15 protein-coding genes are annotated in these 15,376 nt (G+C 62.9%); 8 read left to right on the plus strand and 7 right to left on the minus strand.

Annotation, left to right across the window (positions count from 1 at the left end):
* Window positions 1-70 precede the first annotated feature (70 nt).
* The 4 genes from A9971_RS22780 to A9971_RS22795 all read right to left on the minus strand — a co-directional run bounded on the left by A9971_RS22780 (window position 71) and on the right by A9971_RS22795 (window position 3,975).
* Window positions 71-916 carry a cache domain-containing protein gene (locus tag A9971_RS22780; RefSeq protein WP_015636798.1) on the minus strand — a complete coding sequence of 282 codons (846 nt, stop codon included), beginning with the start codon at window positions 914-916 and terminating at the stop codon, window positions 71-73.
* Window positions 917-1,039: 123 nt separating this feature from the next.
* Window positions 1,040-1,879: a hypothetical protein gene (locus A9971_RS22785; RefSeq protein ID WP_015636799.1), complete on the minus strand. Its 840-nt coding sequence runs from the start codon at window positions 1,877-1,879 to the stop codon at window positions 1,040-1,042.
* 106 nt (window positions 1,880-1,985) lie between these two features.
* The gene (locus tag A9971_RS22790) at window positions 1,986-2,978 is read right to left on the minus strand and encodes an NAD(P)-dependent oxidoreductase (protein ID WP_011063076.1); all 993 of its coding nucleotides are present in this window, start codon (window positions 2,976-2,978) and stop codon (window positions 1,986-1,988) included.
* Window positions 2,979-3,027: 49 nt separating this feature from the next.
* Window positions 3,028-3,975, minus strand: a complete 948-nt coding sequence (locus tag A9971_RS22795) for a LysR family transcriptional regulator ArgP (protein ID WP_183000024.1) — start codon at window positions 3,973-3,975, stop codon at window positions 3,028-3,030.
* Window positions 3,976-4,085: 110 nt separating this feature from the next.
* Between A9971_RS22795 and A9971_RS22800 the strand changes: the two genes are divergently transcribed.
* From A9971_RS22800 to A9971_RS22835, 8 genes are all read left to right on the plus strand, one after another.
* Window positions 4,086-4,490: an ACT domain-containing protein gene (locus A9971_RS22800; protein WP_011063078.1), complete on the plus strand. Its 405-nt coding sequence runs from the start codon at window positions 4,086-4,088 to the stop codon at window positions 4,488-4,490.
* A gap of 2 nt (window positions 4,491-4,492) precedes the next feature.
* Window positions 4,493-5,095: a LysE/ArgO family amino acid transporter gene (locus A9971_RS22805; RefSeq protein ID WP_011063079.1), complete on the plus strand. Its 603-nt coding sequence runs from the start codon at window positions 4,493-4,495 to the stop codon at window positions 5,093-5,095.
* Between the two features lie 176 nt (window positions 5,096-5,271).
* Window positions 5,272-5,868, plus strand: coding sequence for a superoxide dismutase (locus A9971_RS22810; RefSeq protein ID WP_011063080.1), 597 nt, complete (start codon window positions 5,272-5,274; stop codon window positions 5,866-5,868).
* A 303-nt stretch (window positions 5,869-6,171) separates the two neighbouring features.
* Complete coding sequence (locus A9971_RS22815; protein ID WP_011063081.1) at window positions 6,172-8,223, plus strand: bifunctional diguanylate cyclase/phosphodiesterase; 2,052 nt, start codon at window positions 6,172-6,174, stop codon at window positions 8,221-8,223.
* A 162-nt stretch (window positions 8,224-8,385) separates the two neighbouring features.
* The gene (locus A9971_RS22820) at window positions 8,386-9,726 is read left to right on the plus strand and encodes an imelysin family protein (RefSeq protein ID WP_011063082.1); all 1,341 of its coding nucleotides are present in this window, start codon (window positions 8,386-8,388) and stop codon (window positions 9,724-9,726) included.
* Window positions 9,727-9,926: 200 nt separating this feature from the next.
* On the plus strand, window positions 9,927-11,348 hold the full coding sequence (locus A9971_RS22825) for a di-heme oxidoredictase family protein (RefSeq protein ID WP_183000025.1): 1,422 nt from the start codon (window positions 9,927-9,929) through the stop codon (window positions 11,346-11,348).
* Between the two features lie 43 nt (window positions 11,349-11,391).
* The gene (locus A9971_RS22830; RefSeq protein WP_011063084.1) at window positions 11,392-12,456 is read left to right on the plus strand and encodes an imelysin family protein; all 1,065 of its coding nucleotides are present in this window, start codon (window positions 11,392-11,394) and stop codon (window positions 12,454-12,456) included.
* A 2-nt stretch (window positions 12,457-12,458) separates the two neighbouring features.
* Entirely contained in the window at window positions 12,459-13,556 is a 1,098-nt protein-coding gene (locus tag A9971_RS22835) for a DUF1513 domain-containing protein (RefSeq protein ID WP_053160069.1), read from the plus strand.
* A gap of 62 nt (window positions 13,557-13,618) precedes the next feature.
* Here the strand turns inward: A9971_RS22835 and A9971_RS22840 are convergent, their stop codons facing one another.
* Genes A9971_RS22840 through A9971_RS22850 form a run of 3 tightly spaced genes read right to left on the minus strand, consistent with a single transcriptional unit; the run spans window position 13,619 to window position 15,244 of the window.
* Window positions 13,619-13,843, minus strand: coding sequence for a hypothetical protein (locus A9971_RS22840; protein ID WP_041119677.1), 225 nt, complete (start codon window positions 13,841-13,843; stop codon window positions 13,619-13,621).
* A 2-nt stretch (window positions 13,844-13,845) separates the two neighbouring features.
* A complete protein-coding gene (locus tag A9971_RS22845) occupies window positions 13,846-14,559 on the minus strand; it encodes a lipopolysaccharide kinase InaA family protein (RefSeq protein WP_011063087.1) in 714 nt (237 codons plus the stop codon).
* A gap of 4 nt (window positions 14,560-14,563) precedes the next feature.
* A complete protein-coding gene (locus A9971_RS22850) occupies window positions 14,564-15,244 on the minus strand; it encodes a class I SAM-dependent methyltransferase (protein WP_011063088.1) in 681 nt (226 codons plus the stop codon).
* Window positions 15,245-15,376 lie beyond the last annotated feature (132 nt).

Here is a 15,376-nt window from a genome sequence, read left to right on the forward strand (position 1 = left end):
TAGCCGCTTTGGTCGAAGCGCTCCAGCCTTTGCTGAAGCAGCCTGCGGCAGCGGCTGCAGGGCAGCATGATCAAGGGCTGTAGTAGCCCACCGCAACCAGCAGATTCCCTACCTTGCGCAGGTAGGCATGCTTGTCCTCCACCTTGCCGGTCACCGGGTTCTTCCAGCGGTATTGGTATTCGCCCTGATCCTCGCGAGCCATGAGCGCCAGCATCGGCTCGCCCACCGGCTTGCCTTCGGGATCCCTGATCTTGGCGAAGTCGGTGTTGAGCAAACGCAGGTTGGTGCCATGGGCCAGGTAGCGCCGGCTGTCCATGTCCACCACGAACACGTACAGATCGTCCTCAAGAAAACCGCCCTGCAACTGGTTGATCGCCTTGAGCGTGCCGTTGCGGTCCGTGCTCAAGGCCGTGGCTGCCCTCTCCAGCAATGCCCTGGCCTGCTCGGCCGACGCCCGGGGCTGGTAGTAACCCACCGCCAGGATGCGTTCGCCGACCCGCTGGAAATACACATGCTTGCGCTCGATCTTGCCGTCGGCCCAGTTCTGCCAGCGGTACTCGGCCTGCTGGATGCCATTGCCCTCGGGCGTCTTCAACGCTTGCTTGAACGCCTTGCGCAAGTCCGGCCCCAGGACTTGCGACACATCACGGCCAATCAACGCCGACGAGGGACCGCCACTGGCCAGCATCACGCCTTGGGTATCCACCACGAACACATAGCGGTCGTGGTCGACGAACTCGCCCTGGCGGCTGAAGGCTGCGAATGCCTTGTCGCCCTGATCGTGGTAGTAGCCCAGGGCCTTTTCCAGCAGCGCCCGGGCCGCCGCGCCATCATCCACCGACGGCGCCGCCTGCAGCGGGCCCAAGCACAACAGCAGCAGCCAGCCCACCCAGGTATTTCCAAGCCACAGTCTCATCGCCCGCTCCTCGTTCGTGTTGGCGTTCGAAGAGCGTAGACGGCTGCAGGATATGCGGAAACATTCAGCACACGGGGGGTGAACCGACGCCTTCCCACGCCAGGCGTGGGAAGGCGGCCCCCATCAAGGGCGGGTGTTGATCTGCTGCTGCAGGTTCTGGATCTGGCTTTGCAGCGTGTTGATGTTGCGGGTCACCTGGCCGCGAAAGGCGTCGAACTCGGCAGTGCTGGCACCGTTTTGCGCAGCGGCGGGACGGTTGTCCTGCTGGCTCTTGAGCACGATCAGGTCCTGTTCCAGACGCTCGATGGCGGCGCTCGGATTGCCCTGTTTCTTCAGCGTGGCCAGGTCGGCGCCCAGGCTCTTGAGCTGGGCATCGACCTTGCCATTGTCGATCTGGGCGCTTTTCAGGCTCGCCAGTTCACCGCTCAAGGCTTTCACCTGAGCCTGCAACTGGCTGTTGGCTGCTTGCTGTTCGGCGGTCTGCGCGCTCATCTGCGCCAGGCGCTTGTCCAGATCGGTGGCCTGCCCCGCCACGCCCTGCTGCTGTCGGCTCTGGTCCTGCAAGCGGCTCTCCAGTTGCTTGATCTGCAGCTTCAGCGCTTCACTGTCCGTGGTGACATTGGTCTGGCTGGCCACCACCTTGCCGGAGATGTCCTGCAGGCGTCCGGCCGCTTCCTCACTGATCCTGGCGAAGCTTTCCTGGGTCGCCACCAATTGCTGTTCCATCAGCGAAATCTGCTGGAAGCTCCACCAGGCAAGGCCGATGAAGGCAAAGAACAAGGCGCCCACCAATGCCCAGAGCGGGCCGGTGCTGGGGCTCTTGACCTTGACTACCGGCGTGCCGCGCGAATGCACGGAGGTACGCTCGCGGGCAGCGCTGGTGGTGGGGAAGACATCGTCGTCGAGAGGATCGGCGCGCAGACTGGGAACGTCGTCGAAGTCATCGTTTGCATCGTTACGCATGGGGCAACCTTTGTGAAACGCGGTGGTGGCTGAGTGCGGCGAGTATAAACCGCTAATCCGCCCGGCCAATGGACCGGGCCGGGCAAACTCGGTTCAGTCTTTGGTTTCAGCTTATGTCCTGGGCTTTCCACCAGGCGCAGAACTCATCCAGGGCCGCCCACAGGCTGACCTTGGGCTCATAGCCGAGATAATGCCGGGCACGGCTGATATCCAGGGTGAAATTCTTGTTCATGACCTGCATTCCCAGGCGCGACAGAGTCGGCTCCGGTCGCCCCGGCCAGAGCTTGCAGAAACCTTCGTTGAGCGCCGCCACGCCATAGGCCAGGCCGAAGGAACGATAACGGGTGACTTGCGGCACCTGCATCTGGCGCATCACATAATTGACCACATCCCACAAAGGCACCGGTGTGCCGTTGCTGATGTTGTAGGCCTTGCCCAAGGCCGAGCCGCTGGCGTGCAGGCTGCTGAACAACGCCTCGTTGAGGTTGTGCACACTGGTGAAATCGACCTTGTTCAGGCCGTTGCCGACAATGGCCAGGCGGCCCTTGCGCTGCATCTTCAACAGCCGCGGGAAGATGCTCATGTCGCCGGCGCCGGTGACGAAGCGCGGGCGCAGGGCAAGCACTTCAAGGCCGAACTCCTGGGCGCCGAAGACCTTTTGCTCGGCCAGGTACTTGGTGGCCGCATAAGGATGCCGGAAGCGCTTGGGCACTTGTTCCTCGGTCAACCCCAGGTGATCCCGGCCGTCGAAGTAGATCGAGGGCGAAGACAGGTGCACCAGCCGCTGCACCCGCTGCTTGAGGCAGGCTTCGACCACGTTCTCGGTGACCAGCACATTGCCCTGGTGGAAGTCCTGGTAGCGCCCCCACAAGCCCACGGCACCGGCGCAATGCACCACGCTGTCGACGTCGCGGCACAGCTCGCGCACCAGATCGGCATCGCTCAGGTCACCCTGGACGAACTCAGCGCCACGGCGCACCAGATGCTCCACGGCTTCGGCGCGACGGCCATTGACCCGCACCTCCAGGCCCTGCTCAAGGGCAAAGCGGGCGAAGCGCCCGCCGATGAAGCCGCTTGCGCCGGTAACCAGAATCTTCATGAAATATTCCTAAGAAAGCAGTGACGAGCTACGAGCTACAAGCTGCAAGTTAAAAATCAGTGCGCAAGCTGTCTACTTGCAGCTTGTCGCTTGACGCTGACGGCTGCTCCCAGGGCACCAGCCATTGTGCCGACAAACGTGCCAGGTGCTCGGTGAGCAGCCCCAGCAATTGGCCGCCGTTGCGCCAATGATGCCAGTACAGCGGCACATCGATGGGTTTATCCGGCAACAGTTCCAACAGCAGGCCCCGCTCGAGCTGCTCGCGGACCTGCAACTCGGGCACCAGCCCCCAGCCCAGGCCGGCCTCGGTCAGGCGAATGAAGCCCTCGGAAGACGGGCACAGATGATGCTCGAAAGCACCGTCCACGCCCAGGGAAGCCAGGTAGCGATGCTGCAGGAAATCGTCGGGGCCAAACACCAGCGCCGGTGTGCGCGGCAACTGCTCGGCACGCACGCCCAGGGGAAAATGCCGAGCGATGAATTCCGGGCTGGCCATGGCCCGGTAGCGCATGGCCCCCAGCAGCAGGCTGCGGGCCCCGGCCACCGGGCGCTCGCTGGCACAGACGCAGGCCGCCACTTCCCCGGCGCGCATGCGCTTGAGGCCGACGGTCTGGTCTTCCACCACCAGGTCCAGGAGCAGATGGTGCTCGGCGCAAAAATCGCCCACTGCGCCCGCCCACCAGGTGGCCAGGCTGTCGGCGTTGAGGGCGATGCGCAAGCGCTCCGGCAGGCCCTCCTCGTCCAGGGCCGGCACCAGGCTTTGCAGGTCGCGCTCCAGCAGGCGCACCTGCTGCACATGGTTGAGCAGGCGCCGGCCGATTTCCGTCGGCGCCGGCGGCGTCACCCGCACCAGCACTGGCTGGCCGACCCGGGCCTCCAGCAGTTTGATCCGCTGGGAAATCGCCGACTGTGACAAACCCAGCACCTGGGCCGCCCGCTCGAACCCTGCCTGCTCGATCACTGCGGCCAAGGCCGAGAGCAACTTGTAGTCGAACATCAGTTTTCCTAATGAGAGATCAGTAATATTGGTTTTTCTTATACAACCTGGGCCGGGAAAATAGCCAGCGTAAAGCCTCAGCAATGCCTCTTCGTTCAAGGATTCCGTTCATGGCCGGTGAAACCTCCCTCGCAACCCTGCTGCGCAGCATGAGCCCGCAGCTCAATGACGGCGAGTACGTGTTCTGCTCCCTCCCCGACCGCAGCCTGCTGCAGGACTGCGAAGTGCTGGGCAGTTTTCGCGAGCGCGAAGGCCTGACCGTGATTCTCCCGCGCCAGCAGGCCGAGCGCCTGGGCCTGGGCTTCGACTATGTAGCCGCCTGGATCACCCTCAACGTGCATTCGGCGCTCGAAGCCGTGGGCCTGACCGCTGCCTTCGCCGGGGCCCTGGGCAAGGCCGGGATCAGTTGCAACGTGATCGCCGGCTACTACCACGACCACTTGTTTGTCGGCCAGGCGGATGCCGGGCGGGCCATGCAGGTATTGCAACAACTGGCCGCCGGCGAGGAGCAATAACCATGTGGCAAAGCTATGTGAATGGCCTGTTGGTGGCCTTCGGCCTGATCATGGCCATCGGTACTCAGAACGCTTTCGTCCTGGCCCAGAGCCTGCGCCGCGAGCACCACCTGCCGGTGGCGGCGCTTTGCGTCACCTGTGATGCGTTGCTTGTGGCGGCCGGCGTGTTCGGCCTGGCCACCGTGCTCACCCAGAGCCCGATGCTGCTGGCGGTGGCACGCTGGGGCGGCGCGGCATTCCTGATCTGGTATGGCGCCCAGGCATTGCGCCGGGCCTGCTCGAAACAGAGCCTGCAGCAGGGCGAAGGACAGACCGTGCGTTCGCTGCGGGCGGTGATGCTCAGCGCCCTGGCGGTGACCCTGCTCAACCCCCACGTGTACCTGGATACGGTGCTGCTGATCGGCTCGCTGGGGGCTCAGCAGACCGAACCGGGCGCCTATGTGGTGGGGGCCGCGAGCGCTTCGCTGCTGTGGTTCTTCACCCTGGCGCTGGGCGCCGCCTGGCTGGCTCCGTGGCTGGCGCGCCCGAGCACCTGGAGGATACTCGACCTGCTGGTGGCGGTGATGATGTTCAGCGTCGCCCTGCAGTTGATCAGCGCCGCGTGACTTATTCCAAAAGGCTCTGGAACCTCTATCCCACACAGTTGTTGCGTGGTTAAGCCGCACCCCCGGTGCTATGATCCGAACCCTGCGCCGCAAAGAGTACAAACTCCCCGGCGCTTGTCTGGCCGCCCGTGATCGGCCTTGCGCTCACCGCAACTGACCTGATTAGGAGAATCATCATGGCTTTCGAATTGCCGCCGCTGCCCTATGCACACGACGCTCTGCAGCCGCACATTTCCAAGGAAACCCTGGAATACCACCACGACAAGCACCACAACACCTACGTCGTGAACCTGAACAACCTGGTGCCAGGCACCGAGTTCGAAGGCAAGACTCTGGAAGAGATCGTCAAAACCTCTTCGGGCGGCATCTTCAACAACGCAGCCCAGGTCTGGAACCACACTTTCTACTGGAACTGCCTGGCGCCAAACGCCGGCGGCCAACCTACCGGCGCCCTGGCTGAAGCCATCAACGCTGCGTTCGGTTCGTTCGACAAGTTCAAAGAAGAATTCACCAAGACTTCGGTTGGCACCTTCGGTTCCGGCTGGGGCTGGCTGGTGAAAAAGGCTGACGGTTCCCTGGCCCTGGCCAGCACCATCGGCGCCGGCAACCCGCTGACCAGCGGCGACACCCCGCTGCTGACCTGCGACGTCTGGGAACACGCCTACTACATCGACTACCGCAACGTTCGCCCAAAATACGTCGAAGCGTTCTGGAACCTGGTCAACTGGAAATTCGTGGCTGAGCAGTTCGAAGGCAAGAACTTCGTCGCTTAAGTCCGTTTGCAGTGTAAAAAACCCGGCCTGGCCGGGTTTTTTTTGCCTGTGGCAAAGCCGGGATCTTGTCCCGCCCACCTGAAGCGCTAAGATTCATGGCAGGTAAAAAACAACGCCGCCCCTCAAGTTGCAAGGCGTCGCTACCGACACACTATCCACAGCACGAGCAATCCTGATTCTGATCACCCGGGCCTGGCCCGCAGACATCCTGTTCTCGGCACTAATGTCACTTTGACGGCCATCACGGGATTGCCAATACTCATGGCAACTTGACGCTACACGCACGGAACAAGGAATAGCCCTTTGAAGCTGGAACTCAAAAACAGCTTGTCGGTGAAGTTGCTCCGGGTTGTGCTGCTGTCGGCACTCATAGTGGGCGTGGTCCTGAGCTGCGCCCAGATCGTCTTCGATGCCTACAAGACTCGGCAGGCGGTAGCTAGCGATGCCCAGCGCATTCTCGACATGTTTCGCGACCCATCGACACAGGCGGTCTACAGCCTGGACCGGGAAATGGGCATGCAAGTCATTGAAGGCCTGTTCCAGGATGACGCTGTGCGCATGGCCTCCATTGGCCACCCGAACGAGACCATGCTCGCGGAGAAATCCCGCGACCTGCAGAAATCCTCCAGCCGCTGGCTGACCGACCTGATCCTCGGTCAGGAACGCACCTTCACTACGCAATTGGTGGGCCGTGGCCCCTACAGCGAATATTACGGCGACCTGAGCATCACCCTCGACACCGCCACTTATGGCCAGGGCTTCATCGTCAGTTCGGTGATCATCTTCATTTCCGGAGTCCTGCGGGCCCTGGCCATGGGCCTGGTGCTGTACCTGGTCTATCACTGGCTGCTGACCAAGCCGCTGTCGCGAATCATCGAGCACCTGACCACCATCAACCCCGACCGCCCCAGCGAACACCAGTTGCCCCTGCTCAAGGGCCACGAGAAGAACGAGCTGGGTATCTGGATCAATACCGCCAACCAGTTGCTGGCCTCCATCGAACGCAACACCCACTTGCGTCACGAGGCGGAAAACAGCCTGTTGCGCATGGCCCAGTACGACTTCCTCACCGGCTTGCCAAACCGCCAGCAGTTGCAACAGCAACTGGACAAGATCCTGGTGGACGCCGGGCGCCTGCAACGCCGGGTGGCGGTGCTCTGTGTCGGCCTGGATGATTTCAAGGGCATCAACGAACAGTTCAGCTACCAGACCGGCGACCAGCTGTTGCTGGCCCTGGCCGACCGCCTGCGCGGCCACAGCGGCCGGCTTGGCGCCCTGGCGCGCCTGGGGGGCGATCAGTTCGCCCTGGTCCAGGCCGATATCGAACAGCCTTACGAAGCTGCGGAACTGGCCCAGAGCATCCTCGATGACCTGGAGGCCACCTTCGCCCTGGATCACCAGGAAATCCGCCTGCGTGCCACCATTGGTATCACCCTGTTCCCGGAAGACGGCGACAGCACGGAAAAGCTCCTGCAAAAAGCCGAACAGACCATGACCCTGGCCAAGACCCGGTCACGCAATCGGTATCAGTTCTATATCGCCAGCGTCGACAGCGAGATGCGTCGCCGCCGCGAGCTGGAAAAAGACCTGCGCGAGGCCCTGGCCCGGGATCAGTTCTTCCTCGTCTACCAACCGCAGATCAGCTATCGCGACCACCGTGTGGTGGGCGTCGAAGCGCTGATCCGCTGGCAGCACCCCGAGCATGGCCTGGTGCCGCCAGACCTGTTCATTCCCCTGGCGGAACAGAACGGCACCATCATCGCCATCGGCGAATGGGTGCTGGACCAGGCCTGTCGCCAGCTGCGGGAATGGCACGACATGGGCTTCAGCGACCTGCGCATGGCGGTCAACCTGTCCACCGTGCAACTGCACCACGCCGAGTTGCCACGGGTGGTCAACAATCTGTTGCAGATCTACCGCCTGCCGCCCCGCAGCCTGGAGCTGGAAGTCACCGAAACCGGCCTGATGGAAGACATCAGCACCGCCGCCCAACACCTGCTGAGCCTGCGCCGCTCCGGCGCCCTGATTGCCATCGACGACTTCGGTACTGGCTACTCGTCCCTGAGCTACCTCAAGAGCCTGCCCCTGGACAAGATCAAGATCGACAAGAGCTTCGTCCAGGACCTGCTGGATGACGACGACGATGCCACCATCGTGCGCGCGATCATCCAGCTGGGTAAGAGCCTGGGCATGCAGGTGATCGCCGAGGGCGTGGAAACTGCCGAGCAGGAGGCCTACATCATCTCCGAAGGCTGCCACGAAGGTCAGGGCTACCACTACAGCAAACCCCTGCCCGCCCGGGAGCTGGGGGCCTACCTGAAACAGGCCCAGCGCAGCAATGCGGCAATCCTCTGAGCCAGGCACGGCGCTGGCGAACCTGACCCAGCGCAATCCCCTGTTGAATAAGAAATATTTCCAGGCACAACCCTTTACACATAATGCAAATCTTTCGCATTATGTCGCAGCTTTTGCGCGCCCCCGCGCCGTCCACTCCCCTCTCGAAGCAGGATGTTCGCCATGATTCGTATGCCTCTGGCTACCGCCAGTCTGTTGGCCATCGCAATTTCCCTCGCCGGCTGCGGCGAAGGCAAAGACGACAAGGCTGCCGCCCAAGCGCCGACCCCGGCCACCAGCACTGCCACCCCAGCGGCCGATGCAGCCGGCAAGGTCGACGAAGCGGCTGCCAAGGCCGTGGTCGCGCATTACGCCGACATGGTCTTCGCCGTATACAGCGACTCCGAATCCACCGCGAAAACCCTGCAGACCGCCATCGATGCCTTCCTCGCCAAGCCCAACGACGACACCCTGAAAGCCGCCAAGGCTGCCTGGGTCGCCGCTCGCGTGCCTTACCTGCAGAGCGAAGTGTTCCGCTTCGGCAACACCATCATCGATGACTGGGAAGGTCAGGTGAACGCCTGGCCCCTGGACGAAGGCCTGATCGACTACGTCGACAAGAGCTACGAGCACGCACTGGGCAACCCAGGTGCCACCGCCAACATCATCGCCAACACCGAGATCCAGGTCGGCGAAGACAAGGTCGACGTGAAAGACATCACCCCGGAAAAACTCGCCAGCCTGAACGAGCTGGGCGGTGCCGAGGCCAACGTCGCCACAGGCTACCACGCCATCGAATTCCTGCTCTGGGGCCAGGACCTCAACGGTACCGGCCCTGGCGCCGGCGCCCGCCCTGCTTCGGACTACCTGGAAGGTGCCGGTGCCACCGGTGGCCATAACGATCGTCGTCGTGCCTACCTGAAGGCCGTGACCCAACTGCTGGTCAACGACCTGGAAGAAATGGTCGGCAACTGGAAGCCGGACGTGGCCGACAACTACCGCGCCACCCTGGAAGCCGAGCCGGCCGAGACCGGCCTGCGCAAGATGCTGTTCGGCATGGGCAGCCTGTCCCTGGGTGAACTGGCCGGCGAGCGGATGAAGGTTTCCCTGGAAGCCAACTCCCCTGAAGACGAGCAGGACTGCTTCAGCGACAACACCCACAACTCGCACTTCTACGACGCCAAGGGCATCCGCAACGTCTACCTGGGCGAGTACACCCGTACCGACGGCACCAAGATGAGCGGCGCCAGCCTGTCGTCCCTGGTGGCCAAGGCCGACCCGGCCGCCGACGCGGCCCTGAAAGCCGACCTGGCGGCCACCGAAGCCAAGATCCAGGTCATGGTCGACCACGCCAACAAGGGCGAGCACTACGACCAGCTGATTGCGGCGGGCAACGAGTCCGGCAACCAGATCGTGCGTGACGCCATCGCCGCCCTGGTCAAGCAGACCGGCTCGATCGAGCAGGCCGCCGGCAAGCTGGGCATCAGCGACCTGAACCCGGACAACGCCGATCACGAATTCTGATCCACATTGCGCCAGGCAGAAAGGCGACCCTCGGGTCGCCTTTTTTGTGCCCGCCGCAGCCGTTTGCACAACCTACAACATCGTTGCCTGCGCCCCGTCCAGCTTGTCCTGGGTCAAACCAAACGATAATTCCTCTTATTCAATCCAGGCCGCCCTGTTAGACTTTGCGCCCTTGTTTTGCTCGTCTTGCAGGATGTCCGATGCCCTCGTTGCCGCTTCGCTGGTCCGCTCTGTTCATGGCCCTGAGCCTGAGTGCCTGCGATGACGCGCCGCGCTTTACCCAGGCCGAACCTGGAGAAGCCCGGGCGGGCGGCGCGACCACGGTCAACAAGAGCGATCGCAATGCCTTCTCCCTGCCGTCGGCCAACCTGCCACCCACCCGGCGCCTGGACTTCAGCGTCGGCAACAGTTTCTTCCGCAGCCCCTGGGTCATCGCCCCCTCCACCACCACCGCCCGCGACGGCCTCGGCCCGTTGTTCAACACCAACGCCTGCCAGAACTGCCACATCAAGGACGGGCGCGGCCATCCCCCGGCGCCGGATGCGCTGAACGCGGTGTCAATGCTGGTGCGCCTGTCGATCCCCGACGATCCGGCCTTTGCCAGGCTCATCGAACAGGCAGGCATCGTTCCGGAGCCGGTGTACGGCGGCCAGTTGCAGGACATGGCCATTCCCGGGGTCGCTCCGGAAGGCCGGGTACGGGTGGACTACGATCCCCTGCCGGTACGCTTCCAGGACGGCACCCAAGTGGAGCTGCGCAAACCCAAGCTGCAGATCACCGACCTGGGCTACGGGCCTATGCACCCGGACACGCGTTTTTCCGCCCGGGTGGCGCCACCGATGATCGGCCTGGGGCTGCTGGAAGCCATTCCCGAAGAGGCGATCCTGGCCAATGCCAGGCCGGCGAATAAAAATGCCATCGCCGGCCGGCCCAACTGGGTCTGGGATGACGCCCTGCAAAAGACCGTACTCGGACGTTTTGGCTGGAAAGCCGGCCAACCCAACCTCAATCAACAAAATGTTCACGCGTTTTCTGGTGATATGGGCCTGACCACTCGCCTGAGGCCTTTCGATGACTGCACCGACGCGCAAACCGCCTGCAGGCAGGCCCCCAATGGCAACGGCCCGGATGGCGAGCCGGAGGTCAGCGACAACATCCTGCGCCTGGTGCTGTTCTATACCCGCAACCTGGCGGTGCCGGCACGTCGCGATGTCGACTCGCCCCAGGTCCTGGCCGGCAAGAACCTGTTCTTCCAGGCCGGCTGCCAGTCCTGCCATACCCCAAGTTTCACCACCGCGGCCAACGCCGCCGAACCCGAGCTGGCCAACCAGGTGATACGCCCCTACAGCGACCTGCTGCTGCATGACATGGGCGAAGGCCTGGCGGACCACCGCACGGAGTTCAAGGCCAGTGGCCGCGACTGGCGCACCGCGCCGCTGTGGGGCATCGGCCTTACCGAAACCGTCAGCGGCCACACCCAGTTCCTGCATGACGGCCGCGCCCGCAACCTGATGGAGGCGGTGCTCTGGCACGGCGGCGAAGCCGAAGGCGCGAAACAACAGGTCTTGACCTTCAATGCCCAGCAGCGCGCCGCGTTGCTGGCATTCCTGAATTCTCTGTAACGCTCGACTCACACGTTTTCTCCACAATAAAGGGAGCCCGAACATGTTCCGCCCCAAACTGCTGTTCACCAGCCTTGCCGCACTCGCCCTGGGCGCCTGCTCGCCCCAGGACCCACAAGCCGTCACCTCGGCGGCCATCGCCAAGCAGGTCATCCTGCCGACCTACAGTCGCTGGGTCGACGCCGACCGCCAGTTGGCCATCAGTGCCCTGGCCTTCTGTGAAGGCAAGGAAAGCCTGGACACCGCCCGGGCCGACTTCCTCCATGCGCAAAAAGCCTGGGCCGAGCTCCAGCCGTTGCTGATCGGCCCACTGGCCGAGGGCAACCGCTCCTGGCAGGTCCAGTTCTGGCCGGACAAGAAGAACCTGGTGGGCCGTCAGGTGGAGCAACTGGTCACCGCCAACCCGCAGATCGATGCCGCCGCCCTGGCCAAGTCCAGCGTCGTGGTGCAGGGGCTGTCGGCCTACGAATACATCCTCTTCGACAGCAAGATCGACATGGCGGACAGCGCGCAGAAAGCCCGCTACTGCCCGCTGCTGACTGCCATTGGTGAGCGCCAGAAACAACTGGCCGAAGAAATCCTGTCGAGCTGGAACACCAACGACGGCATGCTCGCGCAGATGAGCAAGTTCCCCAACCAGCGGTACGCCGATTCCCACGAGGCCATCGCCGACCTGCTGCGGGTCCAGGTCACGGCTCTGGATACCCTGAAGAAGAAGCTCGGCACGCCGATGGGCCGCCAGACCAAGGGCATCCCGCAGCCGTTCCAGGCCGATGCCTGGCGCAGCCAGTCGTCCCTGCAGGGCCTGGAAGCCAGCCTCAGCGCTGCCCAGACAGTCTGGGCCGGGGTCGACAACAAGGGCTTGCGCGGCCTGTTGCCTGCCGATCAGAAGCCTCTGGCCGACAAGATCGACGCCGCCTACGCCGCCTCGCTGAAACTCTTCGCCAGCACCCAGCGCTCGCTGACCGAAATGCTCAGCGACGACGCTGGCCGCCAGCAACTCAACGACCTGTATGACAGCCTCAACGTGGTCCACCGCCTGCATGAAGGCGAATTGGCCAAGGCGCTGGGGATCCAACTGGGCTTCAACGCCAACGACGGTGACTGATGATGCTGCGACGTCAGGCTTTGGCGCTGGGCAGCCTGCTGCTCAGTGCGGTGACCTTGGGCGGCTGGACGCTGTTCAAGCAAAAGGGCAAGCAGCCCCTGCTGCTTTCGGCCAGGGACGATGGTGACGGCAAGCATTACGCCGTCGGTTATCAACTGGACGGTAAACAGGTGTTTGCCACCCAGGTCGGCCAACGTTGCCATGACATCATCAACCACCCGCAACTGCCCATCGCCCTGTTCGTGGCGCGGCGCCCGGGCACCGAAAGCTACCTGATCGACCTGCGCAACGGCGCGCTCCTGCAGACCCTGACCGCGCAACCGGACCGGCATTTCTACGGACATGCGGTGATCCACAAGAGCGGCGAATGGCTGTACGCCACCGAGAACGATACCCGGGACCCGGGCCGGGGCCTGCTGGGTGTCTACCGCTTCGAGGGTGAGCGCCTGGTGCACAACAGCGAGCTGTCCACCCATGGCATCGGCCCCCACCAGGTGTCATGGATGCCCGACGGGGAAACCCTGGTGGTGGCCAACGGCGGTATCCGTACCGAAGCCGAAAGCCGGGTGGAGATGAACCTCGACGCCATGGAACCGAGCCTGGTCCTGATGCAGCGCGATGGCACGCTGCTGAGCAAGGAAACCCTGGCCCAGCAGATGAACAGCGTGCGCCACATGGGCATTGCCGGCGACGGCACCATAGTCACCGGCCAGCAGTTCATGGGCGCCGCCCACGAATCCTCGGAACTGTTGGCGATCAAGCGTCCCGGCCAGCCTTTCGCCCCCTTCCCGGTAGCCCAGGAACAATTGCAGGCTATGGGGCACTACACCGCCAGCGTGGCAGTGCACAGCGACCTGCGGCTGGTGGCCCTGACCGCTCCCCGGGGCAACCGCTTCTTTATCTGGGACCTGGACAGCGGTGCCGTGCGGGTCGACGCCCCGCTGCCCGATTGCGCCGGTGTCGGAGCGGTAGCCGATGGCTTCGTGGTGACCTCGGGACAAGGTCGCTGCCGCTTCTACGACTGCCGCCAGACGCAGATCGTGGCCAAGCCCCTGGACCTTCCAGCGGGCCTGTGGGACAACCACCTGCATCTGATCTGATCATTTCCGGGCAAACAAAAGGCCTCGCATTGCGAGGCCTTTTTCTAGGGGCTGAACAAGCTTCAACTCTGGGGTTTCAATCCTTGAGCCATGCCGAACATGAACAGCAACAGGTCATGATCGGGCTTGACCGCCACAGAGGCTTTGGCCACCCGCGGCAACGGGCAATGGGCGTCTCCCTGGGCGCTCAGGACCTGCGTGCGCGGCTGCTCCCAGGCAGCTACGGCCAAAGAAGCGACTGCCAAGGCTCCTGCCAGGAACAAACCTCGTGCAATTTCTAGCTTCATCGCTATAAACCTTTGATGGGGCTGCCAAACACCGTCTTGTAAAAGTAGTAGAGCTTTTGCCAGTCCGCGTCATTCCACGACGAATGGCGACGCAGTTGCTTGAGGTCATGGGCGGCGGCCCGGCGGCTGCTCAAGCGCTGGCGGCATTTCTCGAAATCCAGCAATGCGACTCGCACCTGAGCCTGCTCGCCCTCGCCGTCCACCCGTACGAAAACGTGCTTGGCGTACAGGCAACCATGTTGCCAGCGCCCTTTGTGCATGCGCGCCAGGGTCGCAGCCACCGCCTGCAACAAACGATCATGAAAGGCTTCACCATGGCGCTCGCGCCCACCGGCGGCATACCAGTTGTCGACCTCCATGAAGCCCTCCAGCGCTGCGGTGACCAGCAACGCCTGCCATTGTCGCTCCGGGCCACGCCGGGCCCCGCAGAACACCAGTTCCGGGACCTCCACGTCCAGCAGGCGCAGGCCTTGCAGAGCCTCGCGCTCACGCAGGACCGTCGGTCGCCCGAAAGGGTGCAACCAACTGCGATGAATGTGCCCGATCTGCCGCTTGGCATAGAGCAGGCCGCCGCTACTGCTTTGAATGCGTTGGACGCCGCTCTCGCCGCCTCGACGCTGATTGGGTTCCTCGACCCATTCACCTTGTTTATTCCAGAAGTATTCGAAGCAATCTGTGGGCGCGGCATCCAGTTCCGAAGCACATTCAACAGCCATCCTCTTACCTCTTGCGTAATACGTAGACCCGCCACATGGCGTAGAGCGGAAAGAAGTCCAGGTGTTCCTGGACACGAAAGCCGGCTTGCCTGAATTCTTCTTCGACCGTGGCCGCCGGTAACACAAAACGATTCTGGTAACCCTCCTGCCCAACTTCAGCCTGGCGCTTGCGCTCCATGCGCTTGCGTTTCCAGGCCTTGAAGTTGCCATCGACCCACAACGAGATGATCACGCTGTCACGGCTGACCCGCTGAAACTCCCGTAGCAGCGCCATGCGGTGCTCCGCTTGGCCTATGTGGTGCAATAAACGCATGGAGAAAATGCAGTCCACGGCGTTGTCCGGCAAATCAATGGCAAACGCAGAGGTCTGCAAGGGCCGTACCCGTTTTACCACGTCGGCCGGCTGGGCCACCGTGGCGGTACTCAGCATAGCTGCTGAATTGTCAGCGCCAATGATCACTCGATTGGTTTTTTCTGCCAGCAGCGGCCAGAAACGACCGGCACCGCAGGGCAGGTCCAGTACCAGCCCGGGCTCTCCCGCCAGGGCCAGCGCAGTACGGGCCAATTGTTCGTCACGCTTGTGGGACAACTGCCGCGCCAGACCATCCTGGTGCTTGAGCAGGTATTCCTGGGCGTGTTGGGCATCGTATTTTTCGGAAAATTCCAGCTTGATCGGCGTAGCCATCATCAAAGTCTCCTGCAACTGATGGCGCCACCTTAAGCAGCGACGTGTCAGCGACAGGTCATCCCTTTGTGAAAACTTCGTACCGTCCAACGAGGAAATATTTCAGGGTTTTACAGGCTGAGGACAGTGGCC

This window comes from Pseudomonas sp. UME65 (assembly GCF_014170225.1).
Classification (GTDB): Bacteria; Pseudomonadota; Gammaproteobacteria; order Pseudomonadales; family Pseudomonadaceae; genus Aquipseudomonas; species Aquipseudomonas protegens.